The following is a 25,229-nucleotide window of genomic DNA, read 5'->3' as shown; positions in this document are numbered from 1 at the left end:
GCGTGCGCATCCGGTCGAGCCGTGCCGGGGCCAACCGTTCGGGATGGGCGAAGATCGCGGCGGCGGAAAAGGCGACGGCGGCTGGACTCGGGTCGAGCAGATAGGCGCGCATCGCCGGCGGCACGGGGACCGGCTTCTCGGTTACCCCGTTGATCGAGAAGGCCGCGCTGTCGACCAGTATGAGGCGATCGACCCGCTTCGGATGGGCTGCCGCGAAGTTCCAGGCGACGAGGCCGCCGAAGCTGTTGCCCGCGACAGTGGCGTGTTGGACGCGAAGCGCGTGGAGCAGCAGGCCGAGCTGGCGGACGCGGGTCGTCGTGTCGTAGCGCTGGCGCGGATCGGCGCTGCTCTGCCCATGGCCGGCCAGGTCGAAGCGGATAACGCGATGGTCGCGCGCGAGGTCGGCCGCCCAGGCGTCCCAGCTGTCGAGGCTGAAGGTGAAGCCGTGGATCAGGACGATCGCTGGCGCGTCGCGCGGCCCTTCGTCGCGCAGGCGGAAGCGTACGCCGTCGACGGTCAGGAAGCGATCGGGCGCGGCCGGCGCGACCACCGCGCTGTCGGCAGCATGGCCAGGATGCGCGGCGCCCGCACCCGCCAGACAGGCGGCCGCCAATGCTGCAACGACAAGATGATGGCGTGCCATCAAGACGATCCTGCTCCCTGTACGCGGATATGATCCGCTCTCATGCCCAAAGAATAAGAGGGAGGTGGGCGCTGTCGATGACGCTTCGGATCAACTTTTATGGGACAATTTCGCTCAAGCGAGATGCGTCGCGATAGTCTCCGGGGGCCATGCCGTTCCACTGGCGAAAGGCGCGGGCGAAGCTTCTTCCATCCGAAAAGCCCAGGCTTTCCGCGACGTCGGCGATGCTGAGGCCTTCGGCGAGCGCGGCGCGGGCTTGCCGGTTGAGAAAGGCTGCGCGCACGTCGCGGAAGGCGGTCCCGCTTTCGCCGAGCCTGCGCCGGAGGGTGGCGACGCTGACCCCCAACGCGGTGGCGACCTCGCCTTGCTCGAACCGCCCGGCCGCGAGTTCGCGTTCGACCCGCGCAACGATGCCGAGCCCGTCTGGCGCCATGATGTCGAGCCGGTCGAGCATGTCGGCGACACCGCCATAGATGGTCCGCGCGGACAGGACCGGGCTGCCCGCCGTCGCCGCCGGCAGCGCGCCCGTGGCGCTATCATAGTCGAGGCCGAACACGCCGGCGACCGGCCGGATCGTCACCCCGAGGAAGCCGAGATGCCCGCGCTCGCCCGAGGGTCCTCTGGTACGGACCGACCGCAGCCTGACCGACGCGCCCGGCGGCGCCAGCGAGGCGATCAGGACATGGACATAGACCAGCAGGCATTCGAGCGAGAGGATGACGAAGGCGTCGTCCGGATCGAGCGCATAGGGAAAATCGGCATCGTCGATGATGTAGCTGATTCCACCGCCGCGCCGATGGACCTGATTATAGCGGTGGCCGTGGATGATGTTGTAGCTGCTCGCCAGCACCTCCATCACCTCGCCTATCGTCTCGCAGCTTCGTAGCCGCGACTGCACGAGTTCCGACGTGCCGACCATTAGCGGGCGGAGCGAGACATGGCAGCTTTCGTCGCCGCCCTGCAGCGCCATCTGCTCGCAGATCCGGAAATAGTCCGACAATCGCAGAGCGGTCGCCGGTTGGGCGTCGAACAGGTTGGCTGGCAAGGCCGCCCGTCGCAGGATGGTCACCGGCGAGAGACCACTCGCCTCCATCATTGACAGCAGCGGACGCACCGACCCGACCGACAGCGCAGGGGCCGACGGGGTGGCATCCGTGCAAAAGGGGGCGCTGTCCTTCACCAGCACAGCATTGTCGCGCCGACCGGTCGGGATCAAGGGCGGGACATTGCGAATGTCGGCGCAGCGAATGTCATGGCCCGAATGTCACTGGCCCAGCGCCGCCTGCAACGCCTGCGCGAGCGAATTGGGCGAAAAGGGCTTGCGTAGCACGATCGCGCGATCACCCAGCACGGCCTCGATCGCATCGGACTTGGCGAACCCGGTGGCGAAGACGATCCGGATCTTGGGATGCAGCCGCAGCGCTGCCTCTGCGACCTCTGCGCCGTTCATGTCGGGCATTGCGAAATCGAGCAGGAGCGCCGTCGGTGTGTCGCGCTCGATCAATTGCAGCGCGGCGCGGCCATTGTCGGCGACGGTCACCTTGCAGCCGAGATCGGCCAGCATGTCGGCGACCACCTCGCGGACGATGGGCTCATCGTCGACGACGAGCACGCGCAACCCCTCCAGGGCCTGCCGATCGGGCAGCGATGCGGCTCGGTCCTCGCTGATGGCCGGCGCTGTCTCGGACGTCTGGCGCAAAAGGACGGTAACGGTGGTGCCACGTTCCGGCGCAGAATCGATCGTCACCGTCCCCCCGCTCTGGGTCGCCATGCCGAACACCATGCTGAGGCCCAGGCCCGAGCCCTTACCGATGGCCTTGGTGGTGAAGAAGGGTTCGAAGGCGCGCGACAGGGTTTCCCCGTCCATGCCGGAACCGGTATCGGCCACGCTGATCGCCGCATAGTCGCCGTCGGCTATGTCGTCCCGTCCGGAAATGGCGACACTTTCGACGGCTATCGTCAGGCGCCCACCATCGGGCATCGCATCGCGCGCGTTCAGGGCGAGATTGAGCAGCGCGAGTTCGAGCTGGACCGCATCGGTCAGCACCGCTTCGGGCGCATTTTCGATCTTGAACTCGAGGGTGATGGCGGGTTCGATCGTACGCGCCAGCAGTTCCTTGAGTCCGGTCAGCATCTCCTCCAGCCGCACCGGCCGAAGCTCGATCCGCTGGATGCGCGAAAAGGACAGAAGCTGGCTGGTCAACCGCCGGCCGCGTTCGAGCGCGGCGAGCGCCGAACCGCTGAGCCGTTGCAGACGCTCGTCGCCCCGCGACCTTGCGCTGATCAGGTCGAGGCTGCCGCCGATGATCTGCAGCAGATTGTTGAAATCATGCGCGATGCCGCCGGTCAGCTGGCCCATCGCCTCCATCTTGCGCGACTGGACGAGTGCGGCTTCGGCCTTTTCGCGCTGCACGATCTCCTCGCGCAACGCGGCGTTGGCGGCGCGCAGCTTCGCCGGCGAGGGGAGGGCCACGGCCTTGGGCAGCAGCGGCCATAGCAGGATCGCCGTCAGCACCGATGCGGCGGCAGTCACCGCCTTGACCACCGCCTCCAACTCATAGGCGCCATTCCAGAGGTTCCAGAGCGCGACCAGATGGGTCAGCCCGCAGGCGGTAATGAACAGCGCGAACAGCCAGAAGATTCCGCCGAAGGCGACGTCGCGGCGGCGGCGAACGAAGATGACGAGCGCCACGGGGATCGAGAAATAGGCGAGGGCGATCAGAACGTCGGATATGGCCATCGTCCAGACCAGCCAGGGATCCCAGAGGAGGCAATAGCCATGTGGCGCGTAACGGCCGCTGGCCAGTTCACGGAACATCTCGAACATCGCGGTGGCACCCCTGCAGCACGCCTCATTGCAGGGTAAACTATGGATCACGCCATCCAAAGCGAAACAATGGGATGAGCCCTGCGCTATGTTGCAGGACTGACATTTCCCGTCAGAAAGCAGCGCTAAGAGCCGGATCGGGATTCGGCATGGGAGCAGATTTTTGAACATGGTTCGGTTGGGGTCTGGCGGTCTGGCGGCTTTGGGGCTGATGCTGGTGGCGGTGGACGCCGCCCCGGCGCAGCAACCGGCGTCTTCCGGCGCGGAAAATCGCTCGGTCGAGGCGGGTGACGAGGCCGATTATGAGGACAACAACCCGATCCTGGTGACCGGCCAGCGCCAGCGCGGCGCGGTGACGGGGGACATCCCCCCGATCCAGCAGTTGAACGGCGGCGACGTCCGCGCGCTGGGCGTCAATTCGATCGCCGAACTGCTTGACGAACTGGCGCCCCAGACCCGCAGCGGGCAGGGGCGGGGCGGCGAGGCGCCGGTGACGCTGCTCAACGGTCGCCGGATTTCCGGCTTCCGCGAGATACGCGACATTCCGACCGAAGCGATCGAGCGGGTCGACATCCTGCCCGAGGAGGTCGCGCTCAAATATGGCTATAGCGCCAACCAGCGCGTGGTGAACATCGTGCTGCGGCGCCGTTTTCGTGCGGTGACGGTGGAAGCGGAGGGCGGGCTGTCCACGCGCGGCGGCGCGGGCACCGGCGAGGCCGAGGTCAATCTGTTCCACATCCGCCGCGACCAACGGCTCAACGTCAACATCGAATATGAGCAGAGCGCCGCGATCACCGAGGCGGAGCGTAACCTGGTCTCGCGCAGCGGCCGCAGCTTCGATGCGGTCGGCAATGTCGAGGCTGCGACGCGTGGGTCCGAGATCGATCCGGCGCTCGGCATCCTCGCCGGGCAGCCCGTCACCGTGGCGGGCGTTCCGGCGAATGCGGCTTCGGGGGCGCCGGCGCTGTCCGATTTCGTGGCCGGCGCCAACCGCCCGAACAGCAGCGACGTCGGCCGTTTCCGCACGATCCGCCCGCGCACCCGCACGCTCGACGTCAACAGCGTCTATTCGCGGACGATCCTCGACAATGTCGCGGCCACGCTCAACGCCAATCTCAACGTCTCGGACAGCGACAGCCTGCGCGGCCTGCCCGGCTCGGCCCTGCAGCTGCCGGCCTCCAATCCCTTCTCGCCCTTCGGCACCGACGTCTCGCTGCTGCGCTATCTCGGCGATGACCCGCTGACCCAGGCCAGCTCGGGCTGGACCGGCCATCTCGGCTTCTCGCTCGACAAGGATGTGGCGAAGTGGAAGCTGTCGCTGACCGGCAATTACGACCATGTCGTCAGCCGCACGCAGACTTGGCGCGGCTATGACCTGTCCAACCTGCAGGGCGCGATTTTGGCAGGCAATGCCTCGGTCAATCCCTTCGGGCCGATCAGTGGGGGCTATCTCGACAGCCGCATCGTCGACCGGGCGCGTTCGACCTCCGACAGCGGCGACATCCAGCTGGTGGCGAACGGCCCGCTGCTCGATCTGCCTGCCGGGCCGCTGAACGCCAGCTTCAAGGGCGGGTTCAGCGCGCTAGGCCTCGACAGCCGCTCGACCCGGTCGGGCCTCGTCAGCGCGGCGGACCTGTCGCGCACCGACGTCAACGGCCGGGTCAGCTTCGATCTGCCGCTGACCAGCCGGCGCAACGACGTCCTTCCGGCGATCGGCGACCTGTCGATCAACGTCAACGCGGCGGTCGACCGCTATTCCGACTTCGGGGCGCTCGGCGCCTATGGCTATGGCACGACGTGGAAGCCGCGCGACGGGATCAGCCTGATCTTCTCGATGACCCATGATCGCAGTGCGCCGTCGGTGCAGCAGCTGGGCAACCCCCAGGTCCTGACGCCCGACGTGCGAACCTATGACTATCTGCGCGGCGTGACCGTCGACATCGCCCAGCTGGGCGGCGGCAATCCCGACCTGCTCGCCGATCGCCGCCGCGTGATGAAGCTCGGCCTCACGCTCAAGCCGTTCAGGGAGGACGTCACCCTCTCGGCCGACTATGTTCACAGCCGCATCCGCAATGCGATCGCGGGCTTCCCAGAGCCGACGCCCGCCATCGCTGCCGCCTTCGCCGATCGCTTCATCCGCGACGAGGATGGCGATCTGATCCGGATCGACGCGCGCGCGGTCAATTTCGACCGCCAGGAGCAGAGCCAGTTGCGCTGGGGGATGACCTTCACCAAGCGGTTAAAGACCGCCCAGTCGGTGATCGACGCGATGCGATCGGGCGCGATGGCACGCCGCTTCGCCGAGCGGCGGGCAGCGGCGGCCCAGCGCGGCGAGGCGGATGCCGGCCGGCCGGGCGATGGCGCAGATCCCGCCGCCCGCCCGCGTCCGGAAGGGCAGGCCCAACCCGGCAACGCCCAGCCCGGCGGCACGCCCGGCGAAGGCCCCGGCTTTCGCGGTCGCGGCGGCGGGCAGGGCGGGCGGCTCCAATTTTCGGTCTTTCACACCTGGCACTTCAAGGACGAAATCCTCATCCGCCGGGGTCTGCCGGTGCTCGACCTGCTCGATGGCGATGCGATCGGTGCGACCGGCGGCACGCCGCGCCACGAACTGGAGGCGCAGTTCACCTATTCCAACAACGGCCTTGGCCTGCGCCTGACCGGCAACTGGCAGGAGGAGACAACGGTCAATGCCGGCCCCGCCTCGCCCACGGGCGATCTGCGCTTCGGATCGCTCGCGAAGGTGAATGCCCGGCTGTTCGTCAACCTCGCCCAGATTCCGACGCTCGCCAATGCCGACTGGGCGCAAGGCGCGCGCATCTCGCTGCGCATCGACAATCTGTTCGACACGCTGCCGCGCGTGCGCGACGCGACCGGCGCCACGCCGCTTCGCTATCAGGGCAGTTTCCTCGATCCGGTCGGCCGCGCGATCCGGATCGAGTTTCGCAAGGCCTTCTTCTGACCGTCAGGCCCGGATCAGCCGTCCCGGCCGGGCGCCGCTGGGCTCGCCGTCGCGGCTGACCACCTCGCCCCGGACGATGGTCGCGCGATAGCCGTCGGCGCGCTGGATCAGTCGCCGCCCGCCGCCCGGAAGGTCGTAGCGCAGCTCGGGCTCGCGCAGCGCCAGCGCGTCGAGGTCGATCAGGTTGATGTCGGCGCGCAGGCCGGGCCTGAGCAGCCCGCGATCGTCGAAACCCGCGATCGACGCCGTGGCGGAGGTCATCCGCCGCACGATGTCGGCGAGCGGCTTGCGCCCCTGCGGCCTGTCGCGCACCCAGTGCGTCAGCGCGAAGGTCGAATAGCTGGCGTCGCAGATCGTGCCGACATGCGCGCCGCCATCGCCCAGGCCCAGCACGACGTCGGGATGGTCGAGCATGGCGCCGACCGCATCGAGCCTGCCATCGGCGAAATTGGCCATGGCGAGGTAGAGCTTCCCGCCGCTCCCGCCCTCGGTCATCAGGTCATAGGCTAGCGCCTCCGGGCTTATCCCGCGGCTGGCCGCCATGCCCGCGATGCTGCGCTCGGGCGGCTGCTCATAATCGGGCCGCTCGCCGAGGACGAACATCGTGTCGAACTGGCGTACCATCCGGCCCAGCACCAGCGCGGGATCGGGATCGACCGGCTCGGCCAGGATCGCGGCGCGGACTGCCGGGTCGCGCAGCCGTGCCAGCCGCTCTGCCAGCGGCAGCGCCGACAGCTGCTTATAGGTCGCGGTCGTGTAGAAGGGATTGAGCGTCAGTTCGAAGCCCAGCAGCATCCCGATCGCGCGCGGCATCAGCTGTGCCTTGACCACGGCGCCCCCGGCATTGGCGGCGCTCAGCTGTTCGAGCAGGCCGGGCCAGGCATAGGGACCGCTGTTGCTGCACCCCATCGAGAAGGTCAGCGGACGCTGCGCCTCGCGCGCAATCTCGGCGAGCGCGGCGATCGAGCGGTCGGGCAGGTGGACGTCCTCGACGATCTGGAACAGGCCCTTGCCCTTCTCCCGCAGCACCCGCGCCAGCGCCAGCATCTCCGCGTCCGCCGCGCCATAGGTCGGGATCGCCTGTCCGTCGCTCGACCGGTGGAAGAAGGTGCGCGACGTGGCGATGCCGAGCGCACCCGCGTCGAGCGCCTCGCCCAACAGGTGCGCCATCTCCGCCAGATCTTCGGCGGTCGCCGCCTCGCGGGCGGCCCCGCGCTCGCCCATCACATGGACGCGCAGCGCGGCATGCGGGACATAGGCGGCGACGTCCATGTCGTAGCGCCGCGACGCGATCACATCGAGATAGTCGGTGAAGCTGGTCCAGGTCCACGGCAGCCCCTCGGCCAGCACCGGATAGGGAATGTCCTCGACCCCCTCCATCAGCCGGATCAGCAAGTCGCGCCGCTCGGGCAGGCAGGGCGCGAAGCCGACTCCGCAATTGCCGATCACCGCCGTCGTGACGCCATGATAGCAGGATGGCGTCAGCCGCTCCTCCCAGGTCACCTGCCCGTCATAATGGGTGTGGAGATCGACGAAGCCCGGCGTGACGATCAGGCCCGACGCATCGATGTCCTGCGCGGCCGCGGGCAGATCGTCGCCGATCGCCGCGATCAGCCCCTCCCTTATGCCGATATCGCCCCGATAGGGCTCGGCCCCGCTGCCGTCGACGATCAGCCCGTTCCGGATTGTCAGGTCGAATTCGGTCATGCCGCGTTCTCCGCCTCGAGCAGCCGCCCGGTCGGCTGCGTGCCCTTGATCGTGGTGCGGTGGACGATCCGTATCTGGTCGACCGGATGGCCGAGCGCGGCGTGGAGCATGGAGCGGTTGTCCCACAGCACCATGTCGCCGTCCTGCCAGTCATGGATATAATGGAAGGCGGGCTGGACCATATGATCGATCAGCCGCTGGATCAGCGCATCGCTGCGTGGGCGGTCCATCCCCAGGATGCGGTCGATGTTCAGCGTGCTGAGCGACAGAAGCCTGCGGCCGGTCTCGGGATGCGCCCAGGCCAGCGGCACGGCGACCGGGGGAAAGTGCGGATAGCTGTCGTTGCGCGGGCTGATCCGCCGGCCGCCGGGAGCGTTGAAGCGCATCTCCTCCAGCCCCGCGCGGAACAGATAGACCGCCTCCAGCCCCTCGATCTCCGCCTTGGTCGCGTCGTCCAGCGCATCATAGGCGGCGGCGAGGTCGAGCCAGCCGGTCTGCCCGCCATCGCGCGTCCGCTGCACCATGCGCAGCACCGCCCCGGCATTGGGCGTGGTGACGAAGGCGCCGTCGCTATGCCACGGAATCCGCCCATGGATTGCCACCCCGTCATGCTCATAGACGGGACCGGACGGCCCGTCCTTGTTGGTCAGCAGGATCAGCTCCGGATTGTCGGGATGGCGGAATTTCGGAATGACATGCGGCTCGAGCGTGCCGACGCAGCGGCTGAGCCGCAGTTGCGCCTCGGGCGACGTTCCCGGCCCCCGCACGAGCAGCATGCCATGGTCCAACCACGCCCGCCGCACCGCGGCCGCCGTGGCGGCGGTCACGTCGCGATCGAGATCCAGCCCGACAAGCTCCCGCCCAATCGGACCGTCCAGCGGCCGAAGCTCGAATCCCATGCTGCGCATCCTCTCCTCGGCAGTCGGGGAGAGGATAGGCGCAGCGGTGGGGGAGCGCATGGTTCAAATGGAGTAGAGGACAGATGCTAATCGGGCTCCTGCGGGATGCGCTGTGCTGCGTCGCCGTTCGCCGGAACCGTGCCGACCGAAGTGGTACTGAAGATGGACCGGCTTCATGCCGGCCTATTTGCTCGGTCTGGATTAAACCGATTCGCAGCAAGATAAACAGAAAGACCCACACAAACAAATGTTCGGCTGGGCGTAATGCGCGCCGCCGAAGGAGATCGCTTTGCCTATGTCGAAGGAACATACCGTTCGAACTGTTCGGATCATCCGGCACAACGTGAACTGGTCAGCAATTGTTGCATGGTTTTGCGCTGTCACGCTCGTAGTGATTACGCATTGGTTAACATAACGTTGCATGAATTGAGTGATTGTGAAGTTGCTATATCGCATTGGGATTGTTTTAGAATTTCACTGAAATGTTGATTGTCATATTTGCATTTATACAAATTTTTCAAATTTCGTGACTGTATTGCAGTGAACCAAATCTCGGAGTGCCTTGGAAAAGTCGCCCGCATTTGGTGTAACCAGCTCATCGGCTCTGCCATTGACAGCGGTCTCTAGGACTATCTCGTCATTCGGGTTTGACAACTGCGGCCGCAACTGAAAGCTCGCCTCCACCGCTTCGCATACGCGCAGAGCGGCCAGAAAAAGGTCGATGTCACGCAATCCTAATCCAAAGCTGCGGCGGGCCGTGGGACCCTGGTCACCATCGACTTGCGTATTGGGCGTCATTGACGTATAGGATCGTGGTGAAAATCCGGCCGATCACCGTTGTCGAGACGCAGGTTTTTGCACGCTCCGCCGAGAGGATCTGGAGCGAGGAAGAACGAGCCGAGCTGGTCGATTTTGTCGCTCATAACCCTGAAGCGGGCGACGTGATCCCCGGCACGGGCGGAGTCAGGAAGCTACGTTGGGCGCGCTCGGGAAGCGGCAAACGGGGCGGAGCGCGGGTAGTCTATTTCTACTACCGCCCCGATTGTCCGCTCTACCTGCTACTGGCTTACGCCAAGGCGCAGGCGACGGACCTGAGCGCGGACGAGAAAAAGGCGGTGGCCGCCTTCGCGGCGACGATCAAGGCCCCGAAAGACGCTGGGGTGGATTGAATGTGAGGAGCATGGCGATGTCGGACTTTGGCAAGGACCTGATCGCGGCGATGGAAGAGGCCGCCGCGCACGCTCAGGGTAAGGGTACGGTGGCGCGCGTCCACACCATCGAGGTTCCCGACGTGCGCGCGATCCGCGAAAAGCTGGGCCTGTCGCAGCAGGCCTTCGCGAGCGCCTATCGGATCCCGCTCGCTACCCTCAAGGGCTGGGAACAGGGCCGCCGCCACCCCGATGCCACCGCCAGCGCCTACCTTTCGGTCATCGCCCAGCTGCCGGGAGAGGCCCGCGAGGCACTGCGCGCCGCCTGATCGTTCGGGATCATGCGTTTTCGATGTCGGCTGCGGTGTCAACGTCATTCGGCGTATTTCCGTAGCTCAGGACGGCGCCCCCAACTTCCCCCTTAAGCCCTGATCTTGTCGAGCGACCCCGCCGGCGGGAGCAACAGGTCCAGCGTGTAGCGCTCCGCCTTCCAGCCATCGTTTGTCCGGCGGAAGTCGAAATAATAGCGGCCCAGCACATTCAGCGAGCTGCCGTCCTTGCCCAGGCCCTTGGCGTCGACATAGGCGCGCATCGAGGCGCGGTCGGCGGTGTAGGCGGTGACGGCGAAGTTCGAGAGATAATGGCCGTGGTGCGACATCGAGGCGAAGACGCTTTCGAACAGCGCGCGGATGCCGGCATGGCCATGATGCTCGATCAGGCCGATGCGGGTCAGGTCGAACACGGCGTCCTCGGTGAACACCGCGCATATGCCGTCGATATCGTGCATGGAGTCGACGGCATGGGCATAGGCGATCATCTGGTCCTGCATCGCCAGGCGGTCTTCGATTGGGCAGTTGATGGGCATGCTGGTCTGCTCCTGTCGGTCAGGCGGGGAAGGCCGGGCGGATGGGATCGGTGACGCCGTCCCAGTCCTTCGCCGCCTCGGCGATGCGCGCGAAGAATTCGCCCTCCAGCGGGTGTTCCTCGACCAGTTCGATCATGCAGCCGATCGTCGGGCTGGTGTCGATATAGCAGAAGCGCACCTCGCCGAAGAGGCCGTCCAGCGCACTCTCGGCGCCCGCCGCGAGGTAACGCGCGCGGGTCGCGTCATAGTCGCTGGTGTAGATGCAGAAATGGTGGAAGCCCTGCTGCCCTTTGGCGATCAGGTCGCGATAGGCCGACGGGCCGTCCGAATGCTGCTGGATCAGCTCGATCTGGACCCCGCCCGACTGGGCGATGGCGACCGAGAAATCGAGCCCGCTGCTGCGCTGGCCGCGATAGTCGAACTCGGTCAGGACGATGTTCGGCACGACGAAGAAGGGGCCGATGCCGGTCGTCTTGATCCAGGCATCGATCGCCGCGTCGAGATCCTCGACGATGAAGGCGGCCTGCATGAGGTGGGGGCCGGGCACACCCGGAGTCACCGAAACCGACATGTCACTCTCCTGATCTCTTGTGCGGACGCGACTCCGGCAGGACCGCGTCTTTGTCAGCCAGCGTGGACCATGCCGTAGCAGCCGTGATCTGACCTTATTGCCAGTACCAAGCAGTGGCAGCATCCCGCACCTTCCGCCGAATATCCGCGACGGCGGAGCAGGAGAGAGAAATGAGCCTGGACGAGAGGCTGGACGGGCGCGACCCGTCGGTTTTGCGCGGCGACCCGATCAGCGGCGACCGCTATTATTCCCCCGAGTTCGCGGCCAAGGAATGGGACCGGCTGTGGAAACGGATCTGGCACGTCGCCGGCCGCACCGCCGAACTTCCGGAGCCGGGCGACTTCGTCGTCCATAATTTCCTGAAGGAATCGGTGATCTGCATCCGCCAGGACGACGGATCGGTCCGGGCCTTCTATAACAGCTGCCGGCATCGCGGCATGCGGATGGTGCGGCAGAGCTCGTCGGTCGAGGCGATCACCTGCCCCTATCATGGCTGGCGCTGGGGCATCGACGGCGTGCTCCAGCAGGCGCAGGATGCGCATGACTTCCCCCAGGGTGATCCGTGCGGCAAGCTCGCGCTGCGCGAACTGCGTTGCGACACATGGGGCGGCTTCGTCTGGTACACGATGGATCCGGAAGCGCCCGACCTGCTCGATTATCTCGATCCGATGCCCGAGCTTTACAAAAATTACCCGATGGACACGGCGGTCCGCGTCGCCTGGTACCGGATAGCGCTCAACGCCAACTGGAAGTTCGTCACCGACAATTTCTCGGAAAGCTACCACACCCGCACCGCCCACCCGCAGGTGCCGCCGTGGATCGACCAGGACGTCGACACCGCCCGGCACGAGATGTGGCCGCGCGGCCATGGCCGCACCGTGCAGCCGATGCGCCCCTCGCTCAGCGATCGCTTGCCCGAAGGCGTGCCGCATCCGTTCGAGATGATCCTGCGCCAGTGGGACATCGATCCGGCGCGCTATGCCTCTTATGAGGAGATGGCGATGCAGGGCTGGCTCGACCTGAAGGCCGCCAAGAAGCGGCTGTGGCGCGAGCGCGGCTATGTCCATTATGAGCATATGGACGACGAAGAGATTACCGACAGTCCGCACACGGTGATCTTTCCGAACGTCACGATCAGCTTCCTGCCCGACAATCTGATCTTCTTCCGCAGCGAGCCGCATCCCGACGATCCGGAGAAATGCTGGTTCGACCTGTGGTGCATGGCCTTCCCGGTCGAGGGGCAGTCAGAGGTGGAATCGATCATGGCCGGCACGCGTCCGCTGCGCGAAGTCGAGCAGTGCGAGCATCGCGACTTCGACGGTGGTCGCGGCATCCCCGAACTGGCCGGTCAGATTGTCTATCAGGACATGGAACTGGCCGAGGACATGCAGGCGGGGATGCATTCGCTCGGCTATCAGGACGCCTATCTGCCGGCGCAGGAAACCCGTGTGCGCTTTTTCCATGAAGTGTTGAACGACTGGCTCGAAGGCCGGCGCTGACCCCGACGCAGGAGAGACAGACCATGCCCTATACCGGCCCGCTCGAAGACCGGATCCTGATCCGCGAGCTGATGGAGACCTATGCCCATGCGGTGATGACCAAGGATGCCGAGCTTTGGGCGACCGCCTGGGCCGACGACGCCTATTGGGCGCTGCCCGAATTCCCCGATCTCGGCGGCTTTTCGGGCAAGGAGACGATCGTCTCGGCCTGGGTCGAATCGATGAAGGCGTATGGCCTCGACGGTTGCACCAAGCCGATGGTCTATATCGCCACGCCGGGCAGCATCGAGGTGGACGGCGATAGCGCGAAGGCGGTCTGCTACACCTCGGAGATCTTCGAGGAGCCGGGGACGGGCGATCTCAAGCGCGTGCGCGGGCGCTATGACGACGTGCTGGCGAAGATCGACGGACGCTGGCTGTTCACCCGGCGCGAATATCGCATCTTCTACATGGAGTGAGACTGGGCGGGCGACGTCCCCCGCCCGACCTCAGCGCGCGGGGAGGATCGTCGCGCGACACTCTCCGAAGCCAATCGACGCAAAGCCCGGCGCCGAGGCGGTGGCGCGCAGGATGATCTCGTCGCCGTCCTGGAGGAAGCTGCGCTCCTCGCCGCTCTCCAGTCGGATCGGCTGCGTACCGCCGCGCGAAATCTCCATCAGGCTGCCGAAGCCGTCCTCGCTCGGGGCGGAGATGGTGCCGGTGCCGAGCAGGTCGCCGGGGCGCAGGTCGCAGCCGTTGGACGCATGGTGCGTCACGATCTGCGCCACGGTCCAGTACATGTTCGACGCCGGACCCCGGCTCAGCCGGTGCGGGGCGAGGCCCTGCGCGCGCATCTGCGCCGTGGTCAGGTAAGCGTGGAGTTCGACGCCCAGCGCACCGCTCGCCTGATCGGCCTCGTCCCACAGATAGGGCAGGGGCCGGGGATCGCCCTCGGGGCGGGGCGGCTGGGCGGTGCGGAAGGGCGCCAGCGCCTCGGGCGTGATCACCCAGGGCGACACGCTCGTGTGGAAATTCTTGGCGAGAAAGGGCCCGAGCGGCTGATATTCCCACGCCTGGAAGTCGCGCGCGGACCAGTCGTTGAGCAGGCAGAAACCGGCGATATGGCCGGGCGCTTCGGCGATGGGGATGGCCTCGCCGAGGTCGTTGCCCCGCCCGATCCACACGCCCAGCTCCAGCTCATAATCGAGCCGTGCGGAGGGGGCATAGACCGGCGTTTCGGTTTCAGGCGGCTTGCGCTGACCCTTCGGCCGGACGACGGGCACGCCCGACGGCCGCACCGACGAGGCGCGCCCATGATAGCCGATCGGGACATGCTTGTAGTTGGGAAGCAGCGGACTGTCGGGCCTGAACTGCTTGCCGATGTTCATCGCGTGGTGAATGCCGACATAGAAGTCGGTGTAATCGCCGATGGTCGCGGGCAGGTGCAGCGTGACGTCGGCCTGCGCATGGATATGCGGCGCAAGCGCAGCCCGGTGGCTCTCGACCGACAGCAGCTCCGACAGCTTCGCGCGCAGCGCCCGGCGACGTTCGGGCGCCATCGCGAACAGCGCGTTCAGCGTCGGGCCGTGCAGCTCGACGGGCAGCAGCCCGGAAATGGCCTGGAGGTCGAGCAGGCTATCCCCGATCGCCACGGCCGGGCGGCGTTCGCCGTTGCCGATCGAGAAGATGCCATAGGGCAGGTTCTGCACCGGAAAGTCGGGATGGCCGTCGGCGCCGGGCACCCAGCTCGTCAGCGCAGGATCATGGGTCGCGTCGATGCTCATCGCGGCAGCTCCGCCTTGGCGAAGCCCGACCAGCAATCGTCATAATCCAGCTGCATCAGCGGTGTCTCCAAGGCAAAGCGGGTGGGGCGGATCACCGAGCGGCTTTCGAACATGAAGGCCATGGTGTTCTCGATCTTGTGGGGGGCGAGGCGGGCGTTGGTCGCCGCTTCATGGCTCGCCCGGTCGGGGCCGTGGCCTGCCATGCGGTTGTGCAGCGATCCGCCGCCGGGCAGGAAGTCGCCGGCCTTGGCATCATAGGCGCCGGTGATCAGCCCCATATATTCGCTCATCACATTGCGGTGGAACCACGGGGGGCGGAACGTGTCCTCCGCCACCATCCAGCGCGGCGGGAAGATCACGAAGTCGCAATTGGCGGTGCCGGGCGTGTCGCTGGGCGAGGTCAGCACGGTGAAGATCGACGGATCGGGATGGTCGAAACTGATCGTGCCGATCGTGTTGAAGCGGCGCAGATCATAGCGGTAGGGCGCCAGATTGCCGTGCCAGGCGACGACGTCGAACGGGCTGTGGTCGAGCGTGGAAGACCACAGCCGGCCCTCATATTTCTGGATCAGCTCGCAGGGCGCGTCGATGTCCTCGAACCGGGCGACCGGCGTCTCGAAGTCGCGCACATTGGCGAGGCCGTTGGCGCCGATCGGGCCCAGGTCGGGCAGGCGGAAGGGCGCGCCGTGATTCTCGCAGACATAACCGCGCGCCTCCCCGTCCGGCACCTCGACGCGAAAGCGAACCCCGCGCGGGATCAGCCCGATCTGCAGAGGTTCGACATCGAGGGAGCCCATTTCGGTGACGATGTGCAGCGCGCCCGCCTGCGGCACGATCAGCAATTCACCATCGGCGTCGAAGAAGGCGCGGTCGACCATCGACCGGTTGGCGGCATAAAGATGGATGCCGATCCCCTCATTGCCGCCCAGCGTGACGAGCCCGTCGACGAAGTCGGTCGGCTCGACTGGGAGGGGGAGCGGATCCCAGCGCAGCCGGTTGGGATCGGCCGGTGCCTCTGCATAGGGCGCGGCGCAGAGGCGCGCCTTGCCCTCATGAGGCCGGAAGGGCGGGTGATTGGCGGCAGGCCGCATCCGGTAAAGCCAGCTGCGGCGGTTCTCCGATCGCGGCGCAGTGAAGGCGCTGCCGGACAATTGCTCGGCATAGAGGCCAAAGGCCGGGCGCTGCGGCGAATTGCGGCCGACCGGCAGGGCTCCCGCGACGGCTTCCGTCGCGAAATGATTGCCGAAGCCGGTCATATAGTGGTCGCTCATCGCGGTCCCCGATCGAACGGACGGTGGAAGGGCGCCGACGGGCTCAGTCGACCTTGAGCACGCCCCGGCGGATCTGGTCGCGCTCGATCGACTCGAACAGAGCCTTGAAATTGCCCTCGCCGAAGCCGTCATTGCCCTTGCGCTGGATGATCTCGAAGAAGATCGGGCCGACCATGTTCTCGGTGAAAATCTGGAGCAGGATGCCGCCGCCGGTCTCGGGCGCACCATCGATCAGGATGCCGCGCTTGCGCATTGCCTCGATGTCGTGGCCATGGCCGGGAAGGCGCTCGTCGATCCCCTCATAATAGGTGTCGGGGGTCGACTGGAAACGGATGCCGTTGGCGCGCAGCCGGTCGACCGTCGCGAAGATGTCGTCGGTCGCCAGCGCCAGATGCTGGATTCCCTCGCCTTTATATTCGCGCAGAAATTCCTCGATCTGGCTCTTGTCGTCCTGGCTCTCGTTGAGCGGAATGCGGATCTTGTTGTCGGGGGCGGTCATCGCGCGGCTCAGCAGCGCGGTCGCCTTCCCCTCGATGTCGAAATAGCGGATCTCGCGGAAATTGAAGACACGCTCGTAGAAGCCCGCCCAGTGGTTCATCCGCCCGCGCATGACATTGTGAGTCAGGTGGTCGAGCGTGTGAAGGCCGACCGAGCGCTGGTCGCGCGCCATGCCCTCGACCGGGCGGAAGTCGACGTCGTAGATTTCCTGGGCGCCATAGCGGTCGACCAGATAGAGATTCGATCCGCCGATCCCCTCGATCGCCGGGATGTTGAGCTCCATCGGCCCAACCGGTCCCTGAACCGGCGTCGCACCGCGCTTGACCGCCTTGTCGAACGCCTTGGTCGCGTCATGGACACGAAAGGCCATCGCATTGGCGGACGGGCCATGCGCCTCGCGGAACTCCGCCGCCTGGCCGCTCGCGTCCATGTTCAGGATGAAGTTGACGTCGCCCTGCTGGTAGCGGCGGACATTCTTCGACCGGTGATTGCCGAGATGCGTGAAGCCCATGGCTTCGAACAGCCCTGCCAGCGCCAGCGGATCGGGACCGGTGAACTCGACGAACTCGAAGCCGTCGAGGCCGAGCGGGTTGGCATGCGGTTTCAGCGACGGGTCGGTCATGGCGCTTCCTCGGAATATGGTAACAAACGAAACTAATAGGGATTTGAAGCGAGTCGTGTCAAATGTTACCAACGCGCATGGCCAGCGACCGCCTCGTGCTCGATCAGTTCTTTCCCTATCGCCTCTCGGTGACGACCAACGTCGTCAGCGATGTGATCGCCAAGGCCTATGAGGCGCTGTTCGACCTCTCGATCCCGGAATGGCGGGTGATCGCTGTCGTCGCCGAGCGCGACGGCGTGACCCAGCAGGGCATCTGTACCGCGACGCGGATGGACAAGGTGACGGTCAGCCGGGCGACGCTCGCGCTGGTCGATCGCGGACTGGTGACGCGCGCGCCGAACCGGGCTGACCGGCGGTCGCGCCTGCTGGCGCTGACCGATGCCGGGCGGTCGCTCTACGCGCAGGTCGCGCCCAAGGCGCTTCAGTTCGAGGAACAGATATTTTCCAGCTTCGACGCGCGCGAATTGGAGGATTTCATGCGGATGTTACGGGCGATCGAGGCCCGGGCGCTGGAACTCGGTGGCTGAGCCGCGTCAGGCCCGCGCGCGCTGCCGGTAGGCTTCGATCAGGGCGTCACTTGCCGAGACCATTGCCGCGCAGGGGCCCTGGCTGCCGAAGATATGATGCGCAGCCATGCCGCCTTCGATGATCAGCACCAGGCCATCGGCAAGGTCCTCGGGCCGGTCTGTGTCGAAGCGGCGGGTGATCTCGATGATCGTCGCCCGCATGTCGGCCTTGCAGCTTTCCAGCACCGCGCGGCCCGGATGACCGGGCTCGGGAATTTCGACCGCAGTGTTGCTCATCGGGCAGCCGCGAAAATCGGGGGAGGCGACCTTGGCCGCGAAATAACGCACGACCGCGCGAAGCTGATCGCCGGCATCCTTCCCAGCCGTCTCGATCACCTCGCACAGCGCCGCGCGCCCCTCGCGTCCGCTTTCCTCGAGACAGGCGGCGATCAGATCGTCCTTGGACGCGAAGGCGCGATAGAGGCTGGGTTTCGTCACCCCCGCCTTGCACACGATCTCGTCGACCCCGACCGCGCGAATTCCGCGATGATAGAACAGGTCGCGCGCTGCCTCGAACACGCGGGCGGCGGCGGTCTTCTTGGTCGGCGATCCGTCAGCGTCGCAGCAGACGGCCTTTTTCGTCACAGGCACAGGCAATCCCGTCTCGTTTGTGGCCGCTCATGTCGTCGCTGTGTCATGTAACAGTTCGGTACCTCTGTTTCAATGTCGCTGTTTTCGGCCCGGCTGCGTCAGCCCACTGCGTCCAGTATCTCCCGGATGCGCGCGGACAGCGCTTGATAGGTGAAGGGTTTGGCGATCATCTCGACCCCCGCGTCCAGCCGGCCGTTATGGACGATCGCATTGCGGGTATAGCCGCTGGTATAGAGAACTTTGAGGCCGGGCCTTATCGCCTGCGCGCGGCTCGCCAGTTCCTGCCCCGACATGTTCGGCATGACAACGTCGGTGAACAGCAGGTCGATCGGTTGGTCGGGCTGTTCGACCAGACTCAGCGCTGCCGCGCCATCGGGCGCCTCGATCACGCGATAGCCGAGTTCGCGCAGGATTTCCGCCGTGTAAGCGCGGACATCGTCGTCATCCTCCGCCACCAGGATGACCTCGTCCCGGCCACGCCCGCCAGGGAGCATTTCGCCCTCGCTTTCGGCTGGATCGATGTCGTGGAGGAGCCGCGGCAGATAGATCTTGATCGTCGTCCCCGATCCCTCCTCGGAGTAGATCTTCACATGGCCGCCGGACTGTTTCACGAAGCCATAGACCATCGACAGGCCCAGACCGGTCCCGCGCCCGACCTCCTTGGTCGTGAAGAAGGGCTCGAACACGCGGCCGAGGACTTCGCGCGACATGCCGACCCCGGTGTCCGAGACCGCGATCACCACATATTGGCCCGGCGCCACCTCCGCATGGGCGGCGCTATACTCTTCGTCGAGGCGGGCATTGGCGGTCTCGATGGTCAGGGCGCCGCCGCCCGGCATCGCATCGCGCGCGTTGACCGCCAGATTGATCAGGCAATTTTCGAGCTGGTTCGGATCGGCCTCGACCCGCCACAGGCCGGACGTGGTCACAACCTCGAGTGAGATCGTCTCGCCAAGCGCGCGGGTGAGCAGTTCCGACATGCCGGAAACCAGCCGGTCGACGTCGATCGGCTTGGGTGCGAGCGGCTGGCGGCGCGAGAAAGCGAGCAGGCGCTGCGTCAGCGAAGCCGCGCGGTCGGCGCCTTTCTGCGCGCTCTCGATCGCCCTGCGGATTCGCGCCTCGTCACCGCGATCCATTGCGCGCAGCATGATGTCGAGATTGCCGGTGATGATGGTCAGCAGATTGTTGAAGTCGTGCGCGACTCCGCCGGTCAGCTGGCCGACGGCCTCCATCTTCTGTGACTGGCGCAGCGCCTCCTCGGCCACTTCGCGCTCGGCCAGCGCCTCGGCGATACGCCGCTCGAGTGTTTCGTTGAGTTCCCGCAATTCCTCTTCTGCCCGTTTGCGCTCCGCGATCTCGCGCTGGCCGGCGTCGAACAGTCGGGCATTGTCCATAGCGATGGCGGCCTGCGCGGCGATGCCCACGATCAGCCGCTCATGCCGCTCGTTGAAGCGGTCCGGCTCGGCATGTCCGAAAAAGAGCCCCCCCAATATCTCCCCGGAGCGTGAGCGTACGGGGGCCGCGAGATAGGACCGCACGGGCATATGCCCTTCCGGCATGCCGCGATGGGGCGTATTTTTGCCGTAGCGTGGGTCCTGGGTGATGTCCCCGGACCGGATCACCCGCTCGCCCCGAAAGGTCGGCCCGAAAACGCCGGTCTGGCGGGGCATGGGAAAATGTTCGAACGCCGCGCGGTCGGCACCGGAAAGGCTGTAGAGCATGTAGCTGTCCGATCCGTCGTCCTTCACGATGTGGAAGAAGGCCCCGAACTGCGCACCGGTCACCTCGACGCCCGCATCCGTCACCATCTGCACGAGCCGGGGCAAGTCGAGTTCGGCCGCGATCGCGATGCCGCTGCGGTTGAGCGTGTCGAGGGTTCGGCTTTCCTCGAACAGCGCGGTTTCGGCACGATTACGTTCACTGACGTCATGGCCTTCGAGGAAGATGCCGGTGACGACGCCGTCCATGTCGCGGATCGGTTCGACGACGAAATCGAGCGCGTAGCTGAGGCCGCCTTCGAGCCGCGCCGGTACCGCGATTGCGCGATAGCGCTCTCCGGTCAGGAAGACGTTGCGGATGATCGTGCTGGAACCGAGCTCGGTGAACACCTCCTCGAATGGGCGCCCGAGATAGTCGCGATCGCCGAACATCCGGATATAGGTCTTGTTGACGAACTCGAAGGTGAATTCGGGGCCGTTGAGGATCGCGATGAAGCCCGGCGCATTTTCGAACAGGCGACGCAGCCGCAGCTCGCTCGCCCGGACCTGCTCGGCCACGGCCAGGCGCGCACGGGCGATCGACAGATTGGCGTTGACCCGGGCGATCAGCTCGCGTGCGGCAAAGGGCTTGGTCAGATAATCGTCCGCGCCGGCCTGGATTCCGTCGACCGTCGCTTCCTCGCCTGCCCGCGCCGACAGCATCAGCACGGGCGTGGCGCGAAGCTCGGGGTCCGCGCGTATCTCCCGTAGCAGGCCGAAACCGTCGAGGCGCGGCATCATGACATCGCTGATCACCAGATCGGGCTTGCGTGCACGCATCGCGGCGAGCGCGGCCTCGCCATCGGTCACGGTCTCGACCTGATAGCCGATCGGACGCAGCAGATGCGCGATATGGTCGCGCATGTCGGCATTGTCGTCTGCGACCAGAATATAGGCGAGCGCGTCGACGGCCACGGATGGCGGCGATGTCGTATCGCCGAGGGGCGCCGGCGACGATGGCCAGCGCAGACCTTCCTCGACAAAGGCTTCCGCCATGGTCGAAGAGGGGCGAGCCGCCGGCGTTTCCGTGACCTGCTCACGCGGCAGGTGGGCCGAGCCGGTGGGCAATGTCACGGTGAAGCGCGTTCCCCGGCCGAGTTCGCTTTCGACGGCGATCATGCCCCCGTGCAACCCGACCAGCTCCTTGACCAGGGCGAGCCCGATCCCAGTGCCTTCCTGCGTCCGCCCCGGCTGGCCTTCGATGCGGTGGAAGCGGTCGAACAGGCGCGGAATTTCGTCGGCTGCTATGCCCACGCCGCTGTCTGCGACGACCACCACCGCCATGTCGCCTTCACTGCGAATCTCGACCGAGATGCGGCCGGCGAGCGTGTATTTGAACGCGTTGGACAGCAGGTTGAGGACGATCTTTTCCCACATCGACCGGTCGACATAGACCGGCTGCGGCAGTGGGCTGGTGCGCAATTCGAGCGTCAGTCCAGCCTGCTCGCAGGCCGAGCGGAAATTGCTGGCCAGGTCGGCGGTAACGCTGGCGAGGTCGGTCGGCTCGAAGCGACCTTCGGTACGGCCCACCTCGATCCGGGCGAAGTCGAGCAGCGTATTGACCAGCCGGAGCAGGCGCAGACCGTTGCGATGCGCCATTGCGGCCAGATCATGCGCAGCGCCATCGGTCGATTTCAGCAACTCCTCGACCGGCCCCAGCATGAGCGTCAGGGGCGTGCGGAATTCATGGCTGACATTGGAGAAGAAGATCGTCTTGGCGCGATCGATCTCGGCCAGCGCCTCGGCCCGCTGGCGCTCCGCCTGATAGGCGTCGGCCTTGGCGACGGCGGTACCGATCTGCCCCGCCACCAGTCCCAGGAAGTCGCGATAACCGGCGTCCAGCTGGCGAACGGGACTTATTCCGGCGACGAGTACGCCGCGGCGTTCGGACGCGGGCAAAGGGAGAATCAGGGCGCTGCGCGGCGGGCGGCCCCATATGGCGCTCGCCTCCTCGCTCGCGAACCCGGCAATGTCTTCGATCTCGACCGGTTCCGACAGCCGGGAAGGGAAGAGCGGTTGGCCGGCAAAGCTGTCGCCGTCTTGCAATAGCGCTGGAGCCAGGGGCGAACCGGGCTCCACGCCATGCGATGCCACCTGTTCCAATGTCCCAGGTTCGTTCCCCTCGAGAAACAGCAGCGCGAAGGGAATGTCTCGGGGGGCCGCCGCCAATGCCGCTACGCTTGCTTGGCAGGCATCGCGACCGTTTTCGGCCGCCATCGCGCGGTTGGCGAGGTCGGTCAGAAGGGCGAGCTGACGCTTGCCGATGACTTTGGCGGTGTCGTCGCTGTTCGCGCAGATGATCCCGCCGGGCCGACCCTGATCGTCGGGAATCGGGCTATAGGAAAAGGTATAATAGGTCTCTTCCGGATAGCCGTTCCGTTCCATGATCAGAAGCTGTTCCTCGACATAGATGCCCTCGTCGCCCTGCATCGCCTGAGCCAGCATGGGTTCGATGTCGGCGCGAATCTCGCTCCAGACCTCGGCGGTGGGCTTGCCGAGCGCCCAGGGATGGCGGGCGCCGATGATCGATCGGTAAGCGTCGTTGTATAAATAGGTGAGTTCCGGTCCCCAGCCGACCCAGATCGGCTGTCGCGACGTCAGCATGATCCGAACGGTCGTCTTGAGACTCTGTGGCCAATGTTCTGGTGGACCGAGCGGGCTTGTTTTCCAGTCGAACGCGCGCATCAAGGCGCCCAGTTCACCGCCGCCGGCAAGAAGGTCCAAATCCGTGGTGCTGGTCTCGCCGTCGCCGCCCGCCATTCATCCTCCCGTCGGAACTATGTCAACTTATTGAATTCATGGAAGTTCCGGTCCTTGCTCTACATCGCTTTCCGCCTCATCCCGGCCTTGGTCCACAGATGCCGTGCCAGGAGCAGCGGTGGCATCCGCATCCAGTGAGACCTGACATAGAAGCCGAGGCGCGTGAAGGGCCGGGTAGGGCGCCCCCAACCATCCCGCGCCAGCAGGCATCGCGTGAATGCCGTATCGCGCATCCGGTCATGCCCCGCCAGTCGGGGCTCTACCGGGGTTGCGAAGAGACGGTTCGCAAGGCGCAGCGCCAGCGCCACCGGCTCGCGCATCTGGTGCAGCGCGGCGCGCTCGCCCAGGTGCGGCCAGAAGTCGCGGTCGGTACCGAACAGGCGCAGCAGGCGATCGATATCCCATAAATTCCGCAGCCCCCCGCTGAGATCGCCATCGGCGAACAGATGCGCGGCGGCGTGAACGATCATGTCGACCGGCGCGAGGATGCGCAGCCCGTCCGCAATCTCGATACTGTCACGGATCAGCGCCGCGGCATTGGGTGTTCGCCGAGCCGTCAGCGGCAGGATGCTGTGGTGGACGTCGATCATCGACCCTCGCTCGCGATGGGCCAGCGGCGGCAATTCGTGCATCCAGTTGCGATAATAGGCTTGGGTGTAGGGATCGTCCTTGACCCATTCATATCCGGCGTCGAGCAGGGCGCGCTCGGCAAGTTCCAGCTGGCTGCGGGGAAGCAATATGTCGAGGTCGCCGACGTGGCGTCCCGGCGCGGGAGGTAGTCCGGCAAAGGCAAAGGCACTGCCCTTCAGCAGGATGGGGGACAGGCCGACCGACGCCAGAGCGCGGCGGGCCATCTCGACCTCCCAAAGCGCCTGGCGCTGCGCGACGGCGGCCGCCGACCGGATCGTCTCCAGATCGCGGCCGATCGACGCCGGCAGCGGGAGGTCGGCGAGGCGATAGGCGAGGCTGCCCTCGAGCCGCTCCAGCCGGGCGATCGACAGCAGCGCAGGCCAGTCGGCGGCATCGAGCGACAGCGCCGCCACCGGATCGGCCAATATCCGGGCCAGAGGCATGGCCGACTTCACAAGCCTGCCTCCGCGCAGAATTGCTCGACGATCGCCGCGCCGGTCGGTCCGTCGGGATAGGAGAAGCGCACCGCCGGGGCTTCCTGCACGAGCTGCGACAACCGGACGAAACCGGCTTCCCCGAGATCGCTGTAATTGGTCGACCCCTCGGTCATCCGCGCGAACAGTTCGGACCGGCTGACCCCTTCGACCGCCGCTGCCGGTCCGAAGGTGGGAAAGAGGATAAGCGCCGGTTCGGCGGGCTCGTCCATGCGGGCGATGGCATCGGGCGTGGGACGCAGGTGCCGCAATTCGCCCTTGGGCGTTCCGGAAAGATGCGGCCCGAACCGGCTGCCGTCCGCGACGACCGCTTCCATTGCCGCGATCGATTCATTCTTCAGGCTGATCGCGCGGGGGAAGGGTTGGATCAGGCCGCTCGCGAGGTCGATCAGCACGAATTCGTCCGCCAGCAGGCGCCAGCCCGTCTCACCGAGCAGTGCGGCGAGCGTCGACTTGCCCGAGCCGGACTCGCCCGGCAGGATCACCGCCCGGCCGCCGCGCTCCACCGCCGCCGCGTGGAGCAGCAGATAGCGACGCTCGCCCAGAGCGACCTGCATGTTCATCGCCATTTCGAGCGCGAGCAAGCCGTGGCGCAGCGCCATGGGTACGGTTCCGTCCAGGCGATGGTCACCCTCGACGACGACCTGCGGGCGGATCCAGCGCCTGAGTGGCGACGGGGCGTCGATCCTCGCGGTCACGGTAGCGATCCCGTCGGGCGGCGAGGGATAGCCGGCGTAGAGCGCCGCTGCCGCGTCCATAGGCGCGCGCCACGGAGAGGCGAGGCGGAAGCAAACCGGTCCTACCCTAAGGATCAGGCCGTGCACGGCTCGGTCCACACGAGCCCGGCAGCGGACAATTCGACGAGACGGCGGGAGACGACTTCCCGGGCCTCATCGTCGAGCGCGAAGCCCAGTTTCGCGCACAGCCGGCCCGCCAGCGCTTCTGCGGTCGCGGGCGTCTCCGCCAGCAGCAGCAGCATGTCAGGTACCGGCGCATCGAGGAAATGGGTGGTACCCGAGGGGCGATGGAAGATCAGCGCCAGCCCATCGACCGCCTCGACGCGGCAGCTGTCCGGATAGTCGGTTCGATAGAGACGGTACCGCGCCACAGACCCGGCGCTCCTGTCCGCAGTCAGGGGCGGCTCTGGATAGACGAGTAG

General features: G+C 66.2%; 22 protein-coding genes. 6 read left to right on the top strand and 16 right to left on the bottom strand.

The genetic code is table 11. The annotated features are described in order from the left end of the window. From KAY22_RS09445 to KAY22_RS09435, 3 genes are all read right to left on the bottom strand, one after another. Positions 1–643 (bottom strand): alpha/beta fold hydrolase (locus KAY22_RS09445; RefSeq protein WP_296622589.1); only part of this gene is annotated, 643 nt, incomplete at its 3' end. Positions 644–740: 97 nt separating this feature from the next. Then, positions 741–1,859, bottom strand: a complete 1,119-nt coding sequence (locus KAY22_RS09440) for a helix-turn-helix domain-containing protein (RefSeq protein WP_296622586.1) — start codon at positions 1,857–1,859, stop codon at positions 741–743. A 48-nt stretch (positions 1,860–1,907) separates the two neighbouring features. After that, complete coding sequence (locus KAY22_RS09435; protein ID WP_296622584.1) at positions 1,908–3,470, bottom strand: ATP-binding protein; 1,563 nt, start codon at positions 3,468–3,470, stop codon at positions 1,908–1,910. Positions 3,471–3,639: 169 nt separating this feature from the next. Between KAY22_RS09435 and KAY22_RS09430 the strand changes: the two genes are divergently transcribed. Beyond that, on the top strand, positions 3,640–6,429 hold the full coding sequence (locus KAY22_RS09430) for a TonB-dependent receptor (RefSeq protein ID WP_296622593.1): 2,790 nt from the start codon (positions 3,640–3,642) through the stop codon (positions 6,427–6,429). A gap of 3 nt (positions 6,430–6,432) precedes the next feature. Here KAY22_RS09430 and KAY22_RS09425 read toward each other — a convergent pair whose 3' ends face one another. The 3 genes from KAY22_RS09425 to KAY22_RS09415 form a co-directional block, all read right to left on the bottom strand. Continuing rightward, positions 6,433–8,136 carry an amidohydrolase family protein gene (locus KAY22_RS09425; RefSeq protein ID WP_296622581.1) on the bottom strand — a complete coding sequence of 568 codons (1,704 nt, stop codon included), beginning with the start codon at positions 8,134–8,136 and terminating at the stop codon, positions 6,433–6,435. Beyond that, positions 8,133–9,035, bottom strand: coding sequence for a TauD/TfdA family dioxygenase (locus tag KAY22_RS09420; protein WP_296622578.1), 903 nt, complete (start codon positions 9,033–9,035; stop codon positions 8,133–8,135). Before KAY22_RS09420 ends, KAY22_RS09425 begins: the two co-directional genes overlap by 4 nt. A gap of 504 nt (positions 9,036–9,539) precedes the next feature. Beyond that, complete coding sequence (locus KAY22_RS09415; protein ID WP_296622574.1) at positions 9,540–9,767, bottom strand: hypothetical protein; 228 nt, start codon at positions 9,765–9,767, stop codon at positions 9,540–9,542. An 83-nt stretch (positions 9,768–9,850) separates the two neighbouring features. Between KAY22_RS09415 and KAY22_RS09410 the strand changes: the two genes are divergently transcribed. Together KAY22_RS09410 and KAY22_RS09405 are read left to right on the top strand one after the other, a co-directional pair. Continuing rightward, on the top strand, positions 9,851–10,204 hold the full coding sequence (locus tag KAY22_RS09410) for a type II toxin-antitoxin system RelE/ParE family toxin (RefSeq protein ID WP_296622572.1): 354 nt from the start codon (positions 9,851–9,853) through the stop codon (positions 10,202–10,204). A 17-nt stretch (positions 10,205–10,221) separates the two neighbouring features. Further along, the gene (locus tag KAY22_RS09405; protein WP_296622570.1) at positions 10,222–10,512 is read left to right on the top strand and encodes a helix-turn-helix domain-containing protein; all 291 of its coding nucleotides are present in this window, start codon (positions 10,222–10,224) and stop codon (positions 10,510–10,512) included. Positions 10,513–10,604: 92 nt separating this feature from the next. Here the strand turns inward: KAY22_RS09405 and KAY22_RS09400 are convergent, their stop codons facing one another. Further along, positions 10,605–11,048, bottom strand: coding sequence for a nuclear transport factor 2 family protein (locus KAY22_RS09400; protein WP_296622567.1), 444 nt, complete (start codon positions 11,046–11,048; stop codon positions 10,605–10,607). A 19-nt stretch (positions 11,049–11,067) separates the two neighbouring features. Then, complete coding sequence (locus tag KAY22_RS09395; RefSeq protein WP_296622565.1) at positions 11,068–11,619, bottom strand: VOC family protein; 552 nt, start codon at positions 11,617–11,619, stop codon at positions 11,068–11,070. 170 nt (positions 11,620–11,789) lie between these two features. Between KAY22_RS09395 and KAY22_RS09390 the strand changes: the two genes are divergently transcribed. Both KAY22_RS09390 and KAY22_RS09385 read left to right on the top strand, forming a co-directional pair. Continuing rightward, positions 11,790–13,118 carry an aromatic ring-hydroxylating dioxygenase subunit alpha gene (locus KAY22_RS09390; RefSeq protein ID WP_296622563.1) on the top strand — a complete coding sequence of 443 codons (1,329 nt, stop codon included), beginning with the start codon at positions 11,790–11,792 and terminating at the stop codon, positions 13,116–13,118. Between the two features lie 23 nt (positions 13,119–13,141). Continuing rightward, the gene (locus tag KAY22_RS09385; protein ID WP_296622560.1) at positions 13,142–13,576 is read left to right on the top strand and encodes a nuclear transport factor 2 family protein; all 435 of its coding nucleotides are present in this window, start codon (positions 13,142–13,144) and stop codon (positions 13,574–13,576) included. Between the two features lie 30 nt (positions 13,577–13,606). Here the strand turns inward: KAY22_RS09385 and fahA are convergent, their stop codons facing one another. Genes fahA through hppD form a run of 3 tightly spaced genes read right to left on the bottom strand, consistent with a single transcriptional unit; the run spans position 13,607 to position 17,272 of the window. Beyond that, positions 13,607–14,881 (bottom strand): fumarylacetoacetase, encoded by a 1,275-nt coding sequence (fahA, locus tag KAY22_RS09380; RefSeq protein ID WP_296622558.1) that lies wholly within the window; start codon positions 14,879–14,881, stop codon positions 13,607–13,609. Then, positions 14,878–16,137 (bottom strand): homogentisate 1,2-dioxygenase, encoded by a 1,260-nt coding sequence (gene hmgA, locus KAY22_RS09375; RefSeq protein ID WP_296622591.1) that lies wholly within the window; start codon positions 16,135–16,137, stop codon positions 14,878–14,880. The genes fahA and hmgA overlap by 4 nt, the downstream gene beginning before the upstream one ends. 58 nt (positions 16,138–16,195) lie before the next feature. Then, positions 16,196–17,272 carry a 4-hydroxyphenylpyruvate dioxygenase gene (gene hppD / locus KAY22_RS09370; RefSeq protein WP_296622555.1) on the bottom strand — a complete coding sequence of 359 codons (1,077 nt, stop codon included), beginning with the start codon at positions 17,270–17,272 and terminating at the stop codon, positions 16,196–16,198. A 77-nt stretch (positions 17,273–17,349) separates the two neighbouring features. On the opposite strand from hppD, the gene KAY22_RS09365 reads away from it, so the two are divergent. Continuing rightward, entirely contained in the window at positions 17,350–17,799 is a 450-nt protein-coding gene (locus KAY22_RS09365; protein WP_296622553.1) for a MarR family transcriptional regulator, read from the top strand. A gap of 6 nt (positions 17,800–17,805) precedes the next feature. Here KAY22_RS09365 and KAY22_RS09360 read toward each other — a convergent pair whose 3' ends face one another. The 5 genes from KAY22_RS09360 to KAY22_RS09340 form a co-directional block, all read right to left on the bottom strand. Then, positions 17,806–18,423 carry a TetR/AcrR family transcriptional regulator gene (locus KAY22_RS09360; RefSeq protein ID WP_296622551.1) on the bottom strand — a complete coding sequence of 206 codons (618 nt, stop codon included), beginning with the start codon at positions 18,421–18,423 and terminating at the stop codon, positions 17,806–17,808. A gap of 104 nt (positions 18,424–18,527) precedes the next feature. Next, positions 18,528–22,946, bottom strand: a complete 4,419-nt coding sequence (locus KAY22_RS09355; RefSeq protein ID WP_296622550.1) for an ATP-binding protein — start codon at positions 22,944–22,946, stop codon at positions 18,528–18,530. 59 nt (positions 22,947–23,005) lie between these two features. Next, a complete protein-coding gene (locus KAY22_RS09350) occupies positions 23,006–24,031 on the bottom strand; it encodes a nucleotidyltransferase family protein (protein WP_296622547.1) in 1,026 nt (341 codons plus the stop codon). Next, a complete protein-coding gene (locus KAY22_RS09345) occupies positions 24,028–24,894 on the bottom strand; it encodes an HprK-related kinase A (protein ID WP_296622546.1) in 867 nt (288 codons plus the stop codon). Before KAY22_RS09345 ends, KAY22_RS09350 begins: the two co-directional genes overlap by 4 nt. Continuing rightward, positions 24,882–25,229 (bottom strand): HPr-rel-A system PqqD family peptide chaperone (locus KAY22_RS09340; RefSeq protein WP_296622544.1); only part of this gene is annotated, 348 nt, incomplete at its 5' end. The genes KAY22_RS09345 and KAY22_RS09340, both read right to left, overlap by 13 nt.

Origin of the sequence: Rhizorhabdus sp. (assembly GCF_018006725.1) — a bacterium.
Taxonomy (GTDB): Bacteria; Pseudomonadota; Alphaproteobacteria; order Sphingomonadales; family Sphingomonadaceae; genus Rhizorhabdus.
This window is presented reverse-complemented; position numbering and strand designations above follow the sequence as displayed.